Below are 15,797 nucleotides of genomic sequence, written 5' to 3' on the forward strand. Positions count from 1 at the left end.
ACTTCGATAGTCAGGCCTTGATTACCGCTTAACAGAAATGTCCAACGTTACAGGATCATTTCACATAGTGGCTTTTTGTTTACCAGAATCTTAACTCTCTACTTATCGCTCCATACTGCCATTTCATTACCACTTGGCTCTCTAAAATGGAAGCGTCGCCCGCCGGGAAAGCTGAATATCTCACGATTTACCTCGCCACCAGCATCAAGCACGTCACGCTCGGTTTGCTCAAGATCTTCGCTATAGAACACCATCAGCGCTGCGCCACTTTCAGCATTCGACGCCAGATCCGCTAAATAGAACCCACCCATTAAGCCTTTACCTTCAAAAGCAGAATACTCAGGACCATAGTCTTCGAAGGTCCAACCAAACACTTGGCTGAAAAACGCCTTAGTTGCGGCGATGTCTCGCGCAGCAAATTCAATGTAGTTAATAGAGCCGTGTTCCATAGCTGATTCCTTCTGCTTTATGCCTTTTTCCTAATGATAATATCTTACGCCCTAATTAGAATAGCTAGCACGCTAATGATAATAGCTTACGCCCTAATGAGCATAGAGAGCGTGCTTGAAGATCTAGTCTTAGACAATTACGCCAAGTGACATCACTTTTTACGAACGACAGGGTAATCAGAGCCATGCAGTTCTTGTACAAAACCAGAACCGTCGCCACTGTGCGTGATCCATACTTTCTCTTTCGCTCGCGTCATTGCCACATAAAATAAACGACGCTCTTCCGCATAAGGGAACGCATCTGATGATTCGGTCAATGCGCCATCAATATGCAGTTGTTTTTTCTTGGTCGGGAACTGTCCTTCGTCAACACAAAGAATAATGACAAAGTCTGCCTCTTTACCTTTACTGCCGTGGCAAGTCATGAACTTGATATCAATGGAGGTAAAGATCTTCTTCCAGTCTTCCAACAACTCTGGCTTGTGGTAATGATTACGTCCAAGTAGCAGCACAGACTTGTTGGTTTTGCCTTTTGATTGACGGTTCAACTGGTCGAGGATTTTCTCAACTTCTTTGCTTGGCGCACTGTACACCGCCTTCTGCTTCTGTTGTTTGAAGCTATTCAGTTCTTTCGGAAGCTGAATCGGGTTTTCCTGCACAAAACGATTGGCAACTGCACCTAACTGATTGTTAAAGCGGTAAGTCGTATCTAGGTGATGAATGGTCGAGCTTTCAAAACGATCCTTAAAGCCCGTCGTCAAATCAACATCTGCGCCCGCAAACTGGTAAATCGACTGCCAATCATCACCTACCGCAAAAATAGAAGCTTGGTGTTGCGCTTTCGACTGATTACACAGCGCCTCAACCAAGGCAAGGCGATCTGGCGAGATGTCTTGATACTCATCGATCATGATGAACTTCCAAGGCGAGATAAACTTGCCCTTTTCGACATACTGTGTCGCTCGGCTAATCATGATTGAGAAGTCGATGTGATTCTGTTCTTTCAGTTCTTTTTGCCATGCTGTCACGCATGGCCAACACAGTGAAAGCTCGCTGTTGAGACGCGTGTAGTCTCTGTGATCAATCAACTGCTGTTGCACTTCCTTCTTCGATAAACCCGATGCATTCAACTGCTCAAGCTGCTTTTCAAGCCAACCAATCAACTTGAGGTTTGAAACATGGCTACCAAGTTCGTCATCACCGGTTAAATAAGCGATTGGCCATTTAGACAGGTGCTTTTGCCAGCGTTTGAAGTTAGTCGGCGTCATCCAGTGCTTTTTCAACCAATCAATACACCATGCTTGGCGTTGATTGTCATCGAGCGCTAACGGAGAGATAACCACACGTTCAGGTTCAACCTGATTAAGGATCTTTAAACCCAACTGGTGGAAAGTACTCACTTGCACCTTCTCTGCTGATAAACCAATTTTGCTGTTAAGGCGCTGTTTCATCTCTTCCGCGGCTTCGCGACCAAAGGCGAGCAATAACAGCTCTTCAGCTTGAGCTTGGTGGCTTTGCAATAAATACGCGACGCGAGCGGTGAGAACACTGGTTTTACCTGAGCCTGCGCCCGCTAAAATAAGGTTGTGATCATCATTCATCAAGACCGCATATTGTTGCGATAAGTTCAGGGGTGACGACTCACATTGAGCAAACAATACTTCCCAATTTTGTCTTTCTGTCTCTAACCACTGTTGATTCCTCTCGGCTTGCTGAATTTCCGTTTCAGACAACCATGGCTGCATTCGAGCAATGCGGTTTGGCATGCGCTGTGCCGCTTCCTCTAGAGTCATCGTCATATTTTCCAGACCTGCGTTGACCATGTCGACCCAAGTCTTCACTTTAGAATGCGGTAGGAAAGCAGGAAGTTGCTCAAGACGTGTCAATTCATCTTCCCATTGAGGAACGTGCTCTGCCAACTGTTCACATTGTCTGTCATGCCACTTCTGATAAGCAGCAACCGATGCGCGCGCAAATTGACGACATTGTTCCCATGGAAGGCCTTGGACTAACCAGCTTCGCTGTTTGCCATCTTGTTGATTAGCAAAAAACTGCAACGATCCCCAAAACAATCCGCGCTTTATCGCGATCTTGCCACTCCAAATAGTGAAAGGGATACGTTCTTCACTGCCTACTGAAGATAACAGCAGGCGTGGACCATCAAGCTCAACTTGATGATATTCATTTTGAATAAAAAACTGTGCAGTCTTATTAGCGCTTAGCTGCATTGGAGCGTGCTCTTTAATTGGGAATATTGAATTTATATCATGATGCAGTGAGAATTAATAATGTCTCACTGCTTATCGACGCTTTCATGACCACCTAGGGGCAATTATGGATAAGTATCAAATTCTTGTGCTTGATTTCTGTTAGGATTATGGTTTTAGTGTGTCAAGTGAGCGACTGTGGACTTCTCAGCAAAACTACGCCTTTATTGGGCGAATAAAACCATAAATTACAGCGTATTAATTCTCATCACTCTGCTCGGTGTTGTAGTACCTGCTTGGTATTATGGTCAAAACACACTGATCACACCATTAATTTTAGGGGTTATTGCTGCGGCTCTTGCTGAAAGTGATGATAGCTTTACCGGACGTTTGAAAGCACTCACGCTAACCTTTATCTGTTTTGCCGTTGCAGCCTTCTCTATTGAGATTCTCTTCGATACGCCTTGGCTGTTCGCGATAGGGCTTTTCGTTTCAACCTTCTCTTTTATTATACTTGGGGCAATTGGCCCTAAATATGCCAGTATCGCATTTGGATCATTACTTGTGGCTATCTACGCCATGCTTGGGGCTCACGAGAGCACTAACCTTTGGTTTCAACCTCTACTATTGTTAACGGGCGCAGCTTGGTACTACTTCATGTCGATGATTTGGCAGATCGTATGGCCGATGCAACCAGTGCAGCAAAACCTAGCAACAGTATTCGATCAAATCGGCAATTACATCGGCTCTAAAGCAGAGCTCTTCTATCCAGTTTCAGATTTGATTCCCCAACCACATCGCATTATTGAAGCCAAACTCAATGCTAGCACTGTTAACGCGCTCAACATGTGCAAAGCAACGCTACTCAACCGCTCTAAGCGCGGACACATTGACGGACCGAGTGACCGATTCCTTAATACTTACTTCATCGCACAGGATATTCATGAACGCGTAAGCTCCAGCCACTACCGTTATCAAGAACTGGCAAAACACTTTGAGCGATCAGACGTTTTATTTCGATTTAAGTATCTGCTCGAAGCCCAAGCTAAAGCTTGTAAAGAAGTGGCAAGCTCACTGAAGGTTGGCGCTGAATACCAACATGGCGAAAAATCTGTTCTGGCACTGGATGAACTGATGTCTTCACTTAATCATCTGCATCAACAGAACAACCCAGAATGGAAATCACTGCTCAACCAGTTGGATTACTTATTTAATAACCTAGCTACCGTCGAAAAACAGCTATCAAATATAAGTAACCCAGATGCAGAAAAACTAGAAGAAGGCGTACTGGACGATACCAACCCTCATACTTTGACGGCGATGTGGCATAAGATCAAAGCCAACTTGAACACCGACTCAATGCTATTTCGTCATGCAATTCGTATGGCGATCACTTTGACGATCGGTTACGGAATTATCCAAGGTTTTGAGATTGAAAGAGGTTATTGGATTTTGCTAACAACACTGTTTGTGTGCCAACCAAACTACAGTGCAACGCGACAAAAGCTGACGGCTCGTGTCATTGGCACCGTCGCAGGCTTGTTGATTGGAGTACCGTTGTTGACCTTTTTCCCATCTCAAGAGAGTCAGCTGGTATTCATTGTGGTCAGTGGCGTGATGTTCTTCGCTTTCCGTATCAATAACTACGGTTTCGCGACCGCCTTTATCACACTGCTTGTGCTCTTTTGCTTCAATCAATTAGGGGAAGGCTACGCAGTTGTATTGCCAAGACTAGCAGATACCTTCATTGGCAGCGCGCTCGCTGTTTTAGCGGTTAGCTATATTTTACCGGACTGGCAATCAAAACGACTTCACAAGGTGATGGCAGATGCACTTGATTCCAATAAAGATTATCTCGCTCAGATCATTGGCCAATACCGTGTAGGCAAAAAAGACAGCCTTAGCTATCGTATTGCACGCCGCAGTGCACATAACAATGATGCAAATCTGACTGCCGCTGTTAGTAGCATGCTGGTTGAGCCGGGTAAGTATCGTACATCTGAAGATGAGAGCTTCCGATTCCTAACACTCAATCATGCACTACTCAGCTATATCTCTGCTCTGGGAGCTCATAGAACACGTATCGATGACGAAGCAACACACAAACTGGTACTGGACGCACACAGAGTAATACACGAGCATCTCGACGCTCTCAACGACCAGCTGTTTTGTCATCAAGAACAATGCGAAGTAAAAAACGCTTACGATCCTGAACTTGATAAGCGTTTAAGTGAATGGAGAGAAGAGGATGAGAGCTCTGTTAGAATGGTTCTACAACAGCTACATTTGATTTATCGAATGCTTCCAGAACTGCATACCTTAGCCACAAAATTTGCAGTTAAAGTTAAGATTGAAAAGCCGCTTGAAAAAGAAGTTTCAAGATGAAAAACAAAACAACAGTAAAAACAAAAAGATAACGAAACTGCTCATTTTTTGAACACTCCGTATGTTTGTACATTGCTCTACCAAAAGGCTCATCTAGGTAGAGCAACCACTTGCCTACCCTTTATCTACAAGGGCCGTTCAAATCTTACACGCATGTAAACTTGCTGACTTTGATTGACTCATCCATAACTTTGCCTAACATTCCTCGGACAAAAAACAACCAAAGGGATCTATAGTTGTCTTAGTTTTAGGAAACTTCAAACTTCATTTAATATTCACTTAATCTTGTTTGATTTATTGAATCAGTAAGCTATGCTCTATTGAGCATATGGATTTGAACTAAGGTCTCATTATGAATACACAGCAATTTGAAGCATTTAAGCAGAAAATACAGCTCCTTAACCCGCAGCAATTGAAAGCACTTTAAGGTGAAATAGACGAAAACCTTGAAACAGATCAACCTTCTCTTTTGACAGATGAAGAGTTAAACGTACTGAATGAGTTGTTCAATTAATAGACTAATGTCACTATTTTAGCTTAAATCCACCTGATCTTAGTAATTTGTAGCCGTTCTCAATTGCACTCAAAATATCGTCCGCCTAGACTCATTTCATACGTCAATAAAAGGTTCTGCTATGTCGATATCTGGTATTCAATCTGGTTACGCCATCATTCAGCAGTCAACCAACATGGCTGAAGAAGCCGCTATCGAGCTTAACCAAAACTCCAAACACTCTCCAAAAACCAACGACACTTTCCAAACTAGCGATTTGAGCTTCAATCAAATAGAACCTGAACAACCCATTTCGTTTAAAGAGAAAGAGCCTGAACCAGCTTCTTCCTCTACTGAAGCGTTATTAAAGCTGACACAGAGCGCAAATTACAACCGTGTTGGTGCGAGTGTGGTTGATCGTCAAAACGAAGCCATTGGTAGCCTTCTCGATATCCATATCTGATTCGAGCTACTATTTATCGATTCGATGGTTACCCTCTTTTTGACTAACAAATGGCTCTAAATCCATACAAACTGTAACTCATTATATCAGGCACTTGTTTCTGGTTTATTACTCGGTAGAATCAGCGCAAATCAATTTTGCTGCACAAACTTTACTTCATACTATTTATGCCAAAACTAAATCTGCATCGCCGTGACTATGTTTCTATTTTAGGAGGCGACATCTCCGCAGACGAATTAGAAAAGAAGCTCCAGCCTCATTTTGATAAGCCAGTGAATAAACTGACTCCGAGCCCTTACCTGACTGAAAAAAACCTTACACGTCGCTGGGCGGCTCTCGATAATGCAGACTCGCAGCAAGAACTGCTCGACCCTCATACTCAAAGCCAGATTCAGGCTTATGAGAAAAACATAGAGCACTTTATTGGCACGGTAAAAGTCCCTGTTGGTATATCTGGCCCTTTAAGAGTCAATGGCCTGTTTGCTAAAGGTGACTACCTAGTCCCACTTGCAACCACTGAAGCGGCGCTTGTCGCGTCGTATAACCGTGGTTCAAAGCTGATCACAGCTTGTGGTGGTGCAAGTGCAATGTTGCTCAATGAAGGCGTAACACGCACTCCTGGTTTCGCATTCCAAGGATTAGTTGAAGCAGGACAGTTTGTGGCATGGGCAGTGACCCAGTATGACCAATTTAAAACCTTAGCTGAATCAACAACGTCGCACGGCAAACTTACCGACATCAATATCAACATCGAAGGTAACCATGTTTACTTGGTGTTTGAATTTCTAACCGGAGACGCTTCTGGTCAGAATATGGTAACTATCGCGACCAACGCGGTATTTGAGTACATCATTGAACATACACCAGTGAAACCCGATCACGCCTTCCTTGATGGCAACTTATCGGGCGACAAAAAGGCCAACACCCAGACCTTGCGAAGTGTCCGTGGTAAAAAGGTCACAGCCGAGGTCAACATCTCTGCTGAGCTTGTCGCTAAGTACCTCCACACCACACCAGAGAAGATGGTGCAGTTCGGACAAATGACCACAGTTGGTGGCGCTCTAAGCGGTACGATTGGTATCAATGCTCATTATGCCAATGCACTTGCTGCGCTCTACATTGCTTGCGGCCAAGACGCGGCGTGTGTTGCTGAGTCTGCGATTGGTATGACTCGTATGGAGCTCAACAAAGAAGGTGGTTTGTACGCAAGCGTAACGCTTCCTAACTTGATGTTAGGAACAGTCGGTGGCGGTACTGGCCTACCAAGCCAAAAAGCGTGTCTCGATTTACTAGGGCTACACGGCAATGGTAAATCACAAGCCTTAGCCGAAGTATGTGCTGCTTTATGTTTGGCAGGTGAACTATCGATTGTAGGCGCATTCTGTGCGGGTCACTTTTCGCGAGCTCATCACAAGTTAGCGCGCTAGTTACTGTTGTAAAATCTTAAACCGACCGTTGTCACGTATTGAGTGAGTTATGTATGGATTACTTACATTTATCGCGAGTGAGCCTTAAACACCTCACTGCGCTTCATATTATGCTGAACACCCACAGCGTCGCTCAAACGTCAGAGCAACTCTTTGTCAGCCCTTCGAGTGTCAGTAAAACTCTGTCTCAGCTACGTGACATCCTTAACGACGAGCTTTTCTATCGGGACGGCACTAAGCTTATCCCGACTCCCTTTGCCCTAAAAATAGCGCCCACTGTTCACGCGATTCTTTCCAGCATGAACGGGTTACTTCACCAAAAGAGTTTTACTCCTCAAGAGTATCAAGGCAGCTTTTCACTTTCGATGCGTGAAAGTACCTTCGAAGTGTTTGCCTCGAAGATCAGCAAAATCACCACTGAACTTGCACCAAAAGCCAAACTTAATATCTATTCGAAACAGGAGCTTGGATTCGATGCTTTGCTCAGTGGTAAGGTCAACTTGATCCTGTTGCCACACGATATCTCACAACCCCCAACGGATAATAAAGAGCTGGTGTGGGAAACGATTCTTCCTGATGAAATGGTTTGTTTGATGGGCGCTCACCACCCTCTCGCTCAGCAAGAACTAACAGTTGAAGGCTATTTAGACTACAAACACATTGGGATCTTAGATAACGAACTGTCTAAGCCTTACTTTGAGCAAAACTTAGTGCAATGTCATAAGCCTAGAGATATGGCGATATCGGTAGCGGACTTTGGCGCGGCGGCGGTGTTATGTCACCACACACCTTTCTTGTTCACTTGCTCAAAACAATGGGCTGAGCATGCCAAACAAGCACAAGGTTTGGTAAGTAAGCCGCTTCCTTTTGATTACGGAAAAGTAGCGTATAGTTTGGTATGGAACAAGCCAAACATGAATGATCAGGCGATCAAATGGTTGTGTGACTTGTTTTTAGAAGCCTAGACCTTTGTTAGAAGCAGATTGAACTAACTAGACTGGTTTTATAAAGACTGAAATTTGATAAGAGACTAAGTATATACCTCAGGGGTTTGCATTGCTCTTTGAACAATTGAGTAGAGCTTATCGTGAAAGCTCTGCATTTGTTGTTCGGTGCATTTAGGCCACTCTAAAGCTTCGCCAATTACCCCATGATGTTGAAACGCATTTAACCGAATTCGAACATCACTTGGCAAACCCTTCAAGTAATACCCGACCTGCTCTACCTCGATATCTAGGTCACTTTTATTAGGAATATGCAGTAACCGAACTTCATGTAATTTGCCTTTATCAGCTAAGTAGTTAATGGTTTCAAACACTCGATGGTTCCCTCTACCCACTAACCATTGATGCGTTTCAGATTGCCATGATTTTAGGTCGATCATCGCACCATCAAGGTAAGGTAATACCTTATCCCAACCTTGCTGTGTCAACGAGCCATTACTATCAATAAAACACGTTAAGTGTGCCAATTGCGGATCGCTTTTGATCGCCTGAAATAGCTCGACGATAAACGGCAATTGCATGGTCGCCTCGCCACCCGAAACGGTAATACCGCTCAGGAAGAATTGATTGTGCCTAACCAGTTCAAGCACATCTGATACCGTCATCGTGGTGATTTTGGGGCTAGACTTATGATCACAGATATCGACGCACTGATCGCAGTTGGTACACGCTAACGGATCCCACTTCACTTTGCCTTCAATAAGACTCAGAGCACTGCTCGGGCAGCCACTCACGCAGTCTCCACAATGGTTACAGTGGTTGATGGTGTGTGGATTATGACAAGTGATGCAATCGAAATTACACCCCTGCAGGAACAGCACCAAGCGATTTCCTGGTCCATCAACACAAGAAAAGGTCAGCACACGGCTGACCTTCGCTTGTTTTTCTGTCTTATTATTTTTAACCCTAGCCATTTGAGTTGTTAGATCAGAAATTTTCATAATTCACATTGTTCGTATTCGAGAAACACATAACATGCGTACGTTAAAGCTATTCGTATGTCGGCGACATCTCTAAGCTCGCTACGCGTGGTTTACGCTCTAGTATGCCCGTATTTTTTGCAGCTTCAGCACCAAGGAAAGTGGTATTGGTGCGTGAACCTTGCTCGTCATATTTGGCAATGTCAGACAGCTTAATCATATAACCTGTCACACGAACCAAATCGTTCGATGCTACGTTAGCGGTGAACTCACGGTAACCCGCTTGAATCGCCCCTTTACACAGGTTGAACATCGCTTCTGGATTGGACTTCACCGTTTCGTCGATGGTCAGAATGTCGCTGATACCCGACGTGTAGAACTTGTGGTGACCAGCCGTCGCACGTACGTAAGACACTGGATCCGGTTCTGTTCCATAAGGGATGCGTACACCCGGCGTCACATCTTCATCGAGGCTGATACCACCTTGAGCGTGTAACAGAGCCTTACCTTCCAGCCCATATTTCACTTCCGAGTTTTCAACAATCTCAGCCAGCTTTTCAGAAATACGATGGCCTAACTGATTTGCTTGTTCATCGTGACCATAGCGCCCTGCTTTGCCTTCTTTTTCCAGTAAGATGTTAACCGCCTCAGCCATGCCATAAATACCAAACATTGGCGCAAAGCGATCTTCTTCAATTAAGCCTTCTTTGGTTAAGAAGCCTTCGAAGAAGTTAGACTCTTCATGTAAGAAGCGACTACGTGCATTCATCAATTCGATCATGATGCTGCTGTAGTTAGGTAGTACTTGCTGTAAGAAGTCTACGCTGTCTTCAGATTTCAGAGCCACTTGCTTGAGGTTCATACGTACTAGCGTGTTTGAACCACCCGCCAGAGGCAAAGAGTTGTAGCAACTCACGATGCCAAAACGCTTATCTCCGTACGCAGCGGCGTGTGCAGGATAATTGGCAATGTGCGGCTTGCTGCATTCACAGATATTGCTCGCAGCATGACGAAGCAGGTCATCAGATGTGACTGCAGGGTCGTACATAAAGGTTAAGTTAGGTGCGATCTGCTTGAGTTCAGCATCCACACGTAAAATAGTGCGACATACAATGTTGTCACTAGGGCCAATATTAACGTGCATGAAGGCATCTGGCAGCGTGCGATCCAGCATGATCCAGAACAGCTTCAGCTTTTGGTATACCTGCTCATCCGTCAAACCGCCAACAAAAGGCATCAACACATCGTCCAACTGGCCTAAGTAAACCGGAATTGAAGTCACTGATGGAACGTGATGATAAAGGATGGTGAGCATGTTCAATGCTTCGTCGAAATTAGTAGCCGCGCTAAGCTCTAAATACTTGGAGCCTTGATGTAAGTATTTAGAATAATCAGGAAGCACATAGCGCGGCTTAAATGGGGCGTGACCTTCAAACATGTCACACAGCACACCTTGTTGTAAGGCTTGCTCTACTTCATTGCTTACCGGCATATACGGCAGACTGGCTTCAGCTTCTAAGGCAAGATAGCTCGACTTCTGTTTTGGGGACAGGTTGGCATCTGAAATGATATTGCTAAAGCGTTGTTGTTGTTCTGAAAGTGTTGAAGAAGTAGATGACGCAGATTGGTGGCTCATGATTAAACCCTTAATATTCTTATGGGCTTATTTTATATCTCACACTTACATTTCCACTAATGAAATGTATGCAAGCCTACATTTCCAAAATGGAAAACACCATTTGTAACTTAGTAATTTATGAATAGATAGCTTGTAAATTTTGTGAATAGACAGTTTTTAAATTGGCCATTTGCCAATTAACGATGGTTGTTTATCGATGATTGTCGTTGGGGAAGGGAAAGAATGAGCAGAAGAGATTAGGCCGCTTAATTGAACCGTTTAGTTTAAAACGCAAGTGCGTATAAATAGAAAACCCACATAACGGATCCAAAGATCGTTGATGTGGGTTTAGTCAATTAAGCGTGAGTGCGGTTATCTGGAGTTATCTATACGTCAACTCCAGATACGTCAACTACAGACAAGTAACCTATAGATGAGGAACCACTTGTTTACGGCCTACACCCATCAGAACCTTCAAAGTACCTTGTGGGGTGTCGATTGAAAACGGTGTTGAGACTTCAACAATCGAAAAACCTGCTGCGCTCAATACATTCTGGGAGCGCTGTTCGCTGACCCCAAAATCTTCGCTGTCGTTTTCTAAGTACCAATCCCAGTGTACAAAAACCCCATCGTTTTCTAACAGAGTATAAATAAGGCTGACCGTATCTTGTAGGTTCGGAATAAAGCCACATACCGAAGAGGCTACCACTAAGTCAAACTGATTTCTGAATGCTGGGTGTTGGGCTGCAAGTCCGCGCGATAAGATATCAACGACAGGCTCTACATTAGACAGCTCTTTTTTATCTAACTCTTCAATCATCCCTTCTGAGATATCGAGAGCGATAATCTCTTTTGCAAAAGGAGATATTTTCTGGCTGAGTAATCCTGTACCACAACCAAAATCAAGGACACGGGTTCCGTTCAAATCAACGAGCTGTGTTAACTGGTCAAATGCGGACTGTGCGAATACAGCTGTAGCGGGGTCGTTATCCCAATCAGGTGCGTACTCGTCCCATTGTTTCGCCATCATGGCCTCCATCTTTACTTCTTGTAGGTTCGGAACGCCCCCAGAATAAACCAAATTAGTCAATTCGTCATAGAGTTATCATGCAAAGATGGACTATTTCTAAGATAGTCAGCACAATATTCAGATAATATGCACCGCCACCCGCTCAATATGGAAATGAAATGAACCTTTCTCAAGTCCAAGCCTTTTGTTCTGTTGCTGATTTAGGATCCGTCTCTGAAGCTGCGCGACAGCTTGAATGTAACCGAACCAAACTGAGCATGTCGATCAAAGCCTTGGAAAAAGAGTTAGATGTCGAACTGTTTGTTCGAAGCGGTAACCATGTCGAGCTGTCTGAGGCAGGTAAGGCCATATATAAAGACTGTGAAGGCATGTTGGTAACGGCAGCACGCATTAAGCAAACCTGCTTACATGTTTCGGGTGAATTCAACGCAGAGATTTGGATCGCACGCGACGATTCCCTACCCGATGAAATGTGGCAAAGTTTATCGCACGCCCTAAACAACAAATACCCTTCCACTTCTTTCAACTTCGTTCTCGCTTCTAGTGGCGACTTGGCTAATCTTGTCGAAACTCAGCAAGTTGATTTTGCGTTTGGTGTCGATTACGAGCGTGTCGACGACCCAAGAATTATCTACAACCCACTCGGCAAGATCCGAATGATGTCGGTATGTAAGAAAGGGCATGATTTAAGTGCGATGCGAAGAGTGTCGGATGAAGTACTAAGAAATTCGATGCAAGCGACCATGGTTTATCTCAATGAAAAAGATAACCCTGAGCTTGAGCCCTTCTCTCGCCGATACATTGGTTTTTCTAGCTTCGATTTTATGTTGGATACGATTCTACGAGAAGATGCATGGGGCGTAATGCCTGAGCCATTGATACGCCATTTATTGCGTGAACAGGAACTGGCGGTGATCAAGCACACTTATGGCCTGACTCAAGAAGACTACTGTATGTTTACCGCGGCAGGTATGGCAGAACACCCAGGTATGAATTGGTTAGCGGATCAGATCAGCGATTACTTGTTTGATTTCTAAAGTGTCAGATAATGTTCTATCTCGACACTTAAAATCGTCTAACAAATAGAAAGCCCTATCTTTAGAAGACCATCACGTGATCCACTAAATAACGTCCGTCTTCTTCAACTAACACCATTTCTGCCACAAATTCGCCTTTCGCAATGGTATACGCTTGCTTCCAAACAAAGGCGATGGAATCGGAGCGTCTGAATAGCGCCACAGGCTCACGTTCAGCAAAAAAGCCATTACTGTGCTGATAATGATGACACACCTTTTCCAGATACTCAGGCGTCACAATATCCTTCATGCGCTGCGTAAAGTCTCGGCAGTGTTGAGCATGGTCAACCTTGGTTGAACCGTCCATCAAATTGTCCATGATCGGGTTAGCAATCGCCCACAACTCGCTATCGTTGAGATCATCAAATTTCATCTTCATCCATTCCTTTTCAAGTTCAACTCGGCTCTATGTTCAAGGTTCAGGTTCAAACCCAAGTTTAAGGTATAAAGTTTCAATGCGATTTCTGTAACCTTAACAACCTGCTCCTTTACACTGCGAGCCTATGAGACCTTCACAACCTATGTGTTTTACTAATCATAAACCATTTAGCGCCAGTTTCACATTTCCTGAAAAACAGTCATCGTCAACTTTACTGACACCAAAATCTACCACTAAGTAATTGAATAGTAACAACTTGGATGTAAAACGGGTTACCGACATATAAACGTCATCAGATAAAGTTTGTAAAGCTAGCTCAATATTAGAACAATGACGTTATCAAAAACATCTGGAAAATATTATGTGTGACAGGAAAAGCCAAAACGAAAATCGAGTACTATTGTTCTCAGCCCTTTTAGCATCAGGCTTCGCGATTGGCGGATTGGTGTTGGGTCTTCTCGTTGGCTCTCTAGTCATAGTATTTGACGGTGTCTATTCTCTTATCAGTTTACTGTTAACTTTATTGTCACTAGCTGCTTCGAAATACATTAATCGCCCATCAGACAGGGAGTTCCCGTTCGGTCGAGCAATCATTGAGCCAATCGTAATCGCCATTAAAGCGATTGTGATTCTGCTTGTGGTCGGTTATTCACTTTATTCTGCGATTGGTGCTCTGATGACAGGTGGTCGTGAAGTTGATGCTTCTATCGCAACTCTGTTTGGTATTTTCAACGTATTGGGTTGTGGTTACGCTTGGTGGTACATCGCTAACAAGAGCAAACGTATTTCTTCAGGTTTGATTCAAGCTGAGTCTAAACAGTGGCAAATGGATACGCTGTTGAGTGTGGCAGTTACGGCAGGTTTCGTTGTTGCTTGGTTGGTGGCTTACTCTCCGTTTGCTGAATACGCGGTATATGCCGATCCAATGATGATGTTGCTGATGTCTTTCTACTTTATCAAAGTGCCGTTCGACATGTTACGTGAAGCAATGCGTGAACTGCTAATGATGTCGGCAACCAAAGATATTTGTGACGCGGTAGATAAGAATGTTGTCGCTGTGGACAAAGATGCAGACCAAGATTTGGAGTTAATGGGCGTGACTAAAGTTGGTCCTGAATTAAGAATCAACGTTGATATTCATACCAACGACCAACAAGCGATTGCGGTCGATGATATTGAACGTACGCGCCGCCAACTTAAGCGACGCCTATCGAAGATGCCATATGAGCTTCAATTGAATCTCAATATCGCGAGCTAAGAGCATTCTCTCTTAAGTTCAACACTCAAGACTGAACCTCTTCAGAAGCCGACGCCTTAACCGTCGGCTTTTTGTCTCTGGTTACCCACCAGCAAGCCAGTGAACCGATCGTCACCATACAAACGCCCTGCCAAAAACTCATGCTCAATGACAAGCCTAGAATCATAGAAGACAGTAAGGTCGCGAAAATAGGCGTGAAATAAGACATAGTGGCGAGGAAGACCATATTGCCACCCAATATCGCCGTATTCCAAAGCGCGTAACCAGCCCCCATACAAGCCCCAGCAAGTACTAAGTCAATCGCAGCACTTGAAGTCATCACCATGCCAGTTTCGTCACTCAATGCATATTTGATCCACAGAGTGACCGCAGTAGCGATAAAGAAAAGCACAATCGCATTCTGCCCTTTGGCAACACGTTGGGTGTAATTGCAATACACCGCCCAAATAATCGCGCCGAAAAACGCCATCGAATAGGTTTTAGGGTTCGTCGCAATATTGGCCGCGATTTGATCGACAGAAAGCCCCTGATCGCCGCTGATACTCCAAGCCACGCCAAAAAACGCTAAGACGATACTTGGATAAACCAACCAGTTTATCTTTTTGTCACTCAACAGCACCGCAAACAACACCGTTAGTGCAGGCCATAGGTAGTTGATAACGGCCATTTCTAAGGCTTGATGTCGGCTATTTGCCATTCCTAAAGCCAGAGCCAAGAAGATTTCGTAGCAAACGAATAAGGCACCACCGATCATCAAATACGATTTAGAGAAGCGCGACAGCTTAGGTAACCCCATAACACAGACTAACAACAGTGAGCTCACTGTATAAAGACTGGCAGCACCACCAATTGGGCCCAGTTGTTCTGACACACTACGAGACAATGCAATTAAGCAGCTCCATAGTAAAATGGCAGCAATGCCGTAGCAGCTATGGCGATGAGATTTCAGCACGCCTCTTCCTTCTCTTTATTGTAATTAGGTAATCAAAGCGAGCTTAAGCAAAGGTAGGCTTAAACACCACTATCGATAAGTTGCAGTGAGTAAAAATAAGTAGCCGAGCACATAACTGTACTCGGCTATCAATCAT

13 protein-coding genes are annotated in these 15,797 nt (G+C 44.2%); 6 read left to right on the forward strand and 7 right to left on the reverse strand.

Translation table 11 applies throughout. The annotated features are described in order from the left end of the window. Nucleotides 1-98: 98 nt before the first annotated feature. Both ACED60_RS16875 and helD read right to left on the reverse strand, forming a co-directional pair. Nucleotides 99-449, reverse strand: a complete 351-nt coding sequence (locus ACED60_RS16875) for a VOC family protein (protein WP_108108359.1) — start codon at nt 447-449, stop codon at nt 99-101. A gap of 152 nt (nt 450-601) precedes the next feature. Beyond that, a complete protein-coding gene (gene helD, locus ACED60_RS16880) occupies nt 602-2,677 on the reverse strand; it encodes a DNA helicase IV (protein WP_371728039.1) in 2,076 nt (691 codons plus the stop codon). A 177-nt stretch (nt 2,678-2,854) separates the two neighbouring features. Here helD and yccS point away from each other — a divergent pair, with 177 nt between their 5' ends. From yccS to ACED60_RS16900, 4 genes are all read left to right on the forward strand, one after another. Beyond that, nucleotides 2,855-5,041 (forward strand): YccS family putative transporter, encoded by a 2,187-nt coding sequence (yccS, locus tag ACED60_RS16885; RefSeq protein ID WP_009845575.1) that lies wholly within the window; start codon nt 2,855-2,857, stop codon nt 5,039-5,041. Nucleotides 5,042-5,676: 635 nt separating this feature from the next. Next, on the forward strand, nt 5,677-5,997 hold the full coding sequence (locus ACED60_RS16890) for a hypothetical protein (protein WP_009845577.1): 321 nt from the start codon (nt 5,677-5,679) through the stop codon (nt 5,995-5,997). 167 nt (nt 5,998-6,164) lie between these two features. Then, nucleotides 6,165-7,424 (forward strand): hydroxymethylglutaryl-CoA reductase, encoded by a 1,260-nt coding sequence (locus ACED60_RS16895; protein WP_371701624.1) that lies wholly within the window; start codon nt 6,165-6,167, stop codon nt 7,422-7,424. A 53-nt stretch (nt 7,425-7,477) separates the two neighbouring features. After that, a complete protein-coding gene (locus ACED60_RS16900; RefSeq protein ID WP_371728040.1) occupies nt 7,478-8,389 on the forward strand; it encodes a LysR family transcriptional regulator in 912 nt (303 codons plus the stop codon). Between the two features lie 65 nt (nt 8,390-8,454). Here ACED60_RS16900 and ACED60_RS16905 read toward each other — a convergent pair whose 3' ends face one another. The 3 genes from ACED60_RS16905 to ACED60_RS16915 form a co-directional block, all read right to left on the reverse strand. After that, entirely contained in the window at nt 8,455-9,369 is a 915-nt protein-coding gene (locus tag ACED60_RS16905; protein WP_017101722.1) for a YjjW family glycine radical enzyme activase, read from the reverse strand. A 49-nt stretch (nt 9,370-9,418) separates the two neighbouring features. Beyond that, the gene (locus ACED60_RS16910; RefSeq protein WP_371728041.1) at nt 9,419-10,984 is read right to left on the reverse strand and encodes a YjjI family glycine radical enzyme; all 1,566 of its coding nucleotides are present in this window, start codon (nt 10,982-10,984) and stop codon (nt 9,419-9,421) included. 409 nt (nt 10,985-11,393) lie between these two features. After that, nucleotides 11,394-11,993: a class I SAM-dependent methyltransferase gene (locus ACED60_RS16915; RefSeq protein WP_009845582.1), complete on the reverse strand. Its 600-nt coding sequence runs from the start codon at nt 11,991-11,993 to the stop codon at nt 11,394-11,396. Nucleotides 11,994-12,154: 161 nt separating this feature from the next. Between ACED60_RS16915 and ACED60_RS16920 the strand changes: the two genes are divergently transcribed. Then, on the forward strand, nt 12,155-13,033 hold the full coding sequence (locus ACED60_RS16920; RefSeq protein ID WP_009845583.1) for a LysR family transcriptional regulator: 879 nt from the start codon (nt 12,155-12,157) through the stop codon (nt 13,031-13,033). 61 nt (nt 13,034-13,094) lie between these two features. On the opposite strand, the gene ACED60_RS16925 is transcribed toward ACED60_RS16920, so the two are convergent. Beyond that, nucleotides 13,095-13,445: a hypothetical protein gene (locus tag ACED60_RS16925; protein WP_009845584.1), complete on the reverse strand. Its 351-nt coding sequence runs from the start codon at nt 13,443-13,445 to the stop codon at nt 13,095-13,097. A gap of 367 nt (nt 13,446-13,812) precedes the next feature. Between ACED60_RS16925 and ACED60_RS16930 the strand changes: the two genes are divergently transcribed. Beyond that, nucleotides 13,813-14,709, forward strand: coding sequence for a cation diffusion facilitator family transporter (locus tag ACED60_RS16930; protein WP_065105429.1), 897 nt, complete (start codon nt 13,813-13,815; stop codon nt 14,707-14,709). 25 nt (nt 14,710-14,734) lie between these two features. Here the strand turns inward: ACED60_RS16930 and yddG are convergent, their stop codons facing one another. Further along, nucleotides 14,735-15,661: an aromatic amino acid DMT transporter YddG gene (gene yddG / locus ACED60_RS16935; protein WP_102541649.1), complete on the reverse strand. Its 927-nt coding sequence runs from the start codon at nt 15,659-15,661 to the stop codon at nt 14,735-14,737. Nucleotides 15,662-15,797 lie beyond the last annotated feature (136 nt).

Source organism: Vibrio sp. 1F279, from assembly GCF_041439815.1.
Lineage (GTDB): Bacteria > Pseudomonadota > Gammaproteobacteria > Enterobacterales > Vibrionaceae > Vibrio > Vibrio tasmaniensis_A.

Excerpts from the sequence above, each read along its gene's own strand:
- ACED60_RS16895 (WP_371701624.1), top strand. The coding sequence starts at position 6,165 with ATGCCAAAACTAAATCTGCATCGCCGTGACTATGTTTCTATTTTAGGA.
- ACED60_RS16915 (WP_009845582.1), bottom strand. The coding sequence starts at position 11,993 with ATGGCGAAACAATGGGACGAGTACGCACCTGATTGGGATAACGACCCC.
- ACED60_RS16875 (WP_108108359.1), bottom strand. The coding sequence starts at position 449 with ATGGAACACGGCTCTATTAACTACATTGAATTTGCTGCGCGAGACATC.
- ACED60_RS16925 (WP_009845584.1), bottom strand. The coding sequence starts at position 13,445 with ATGAAATTTGATGATCTCAACGATAGCGAGTTGTGGGCGATTGCTAAC.
- ACED60_RS16890 (WP_009845577.1), top strand. The coding sequence starts at position 5,677 with ATGTCGATATCTGGTATTCAATCTGGTTACGCCATCATTCAGCAGTCA.
- helD (WP_371728039.1), bottom strand. The coding sequence starts at position 2,677 with ATGCAGCTAAGCGCTAATAAGACTGCACAGTTTTTTATTCAAAATGAA.
- ACED60_RS16920 (WP_009845583.1), top strand. The coding sequence starts at position 12,155 with ATGAACCTTTCTCAAGTCCAAGCCTTTTGTTCTGTTGCTGATTTAGGA.
- ACED60_RS16910 (WP_371728041.1), bottom strand. The coding sequence starts at position 10,984 with ATGAGCCACCAATCTGCGTCATCTACTTCTTCAACACTTTCAGAACAA.
- ACED60_RS16930 (WP_065105429.1), top strand. The coding sequence starts at position 13,813 with ATGTGTGACAGGAAAAGCCAAAACGAAAATCGAGTACTATTGTTCTCA.
- ACED60_RS16905 (WP_017101722.1), bottom strand. The coding sequence starts at position 9,369 with ATGAAAATTTCTGATCTAACAACTCAAATGGCTAGGGTTAAAAATAAT.
- ACED60_RS16900 (WP_371728040.1), top strand. The coding sequence starts at position 7,478 with ATGGATTACTTACATTTATCGCGAGTGAGCCTTAAACACCTCACTGCG.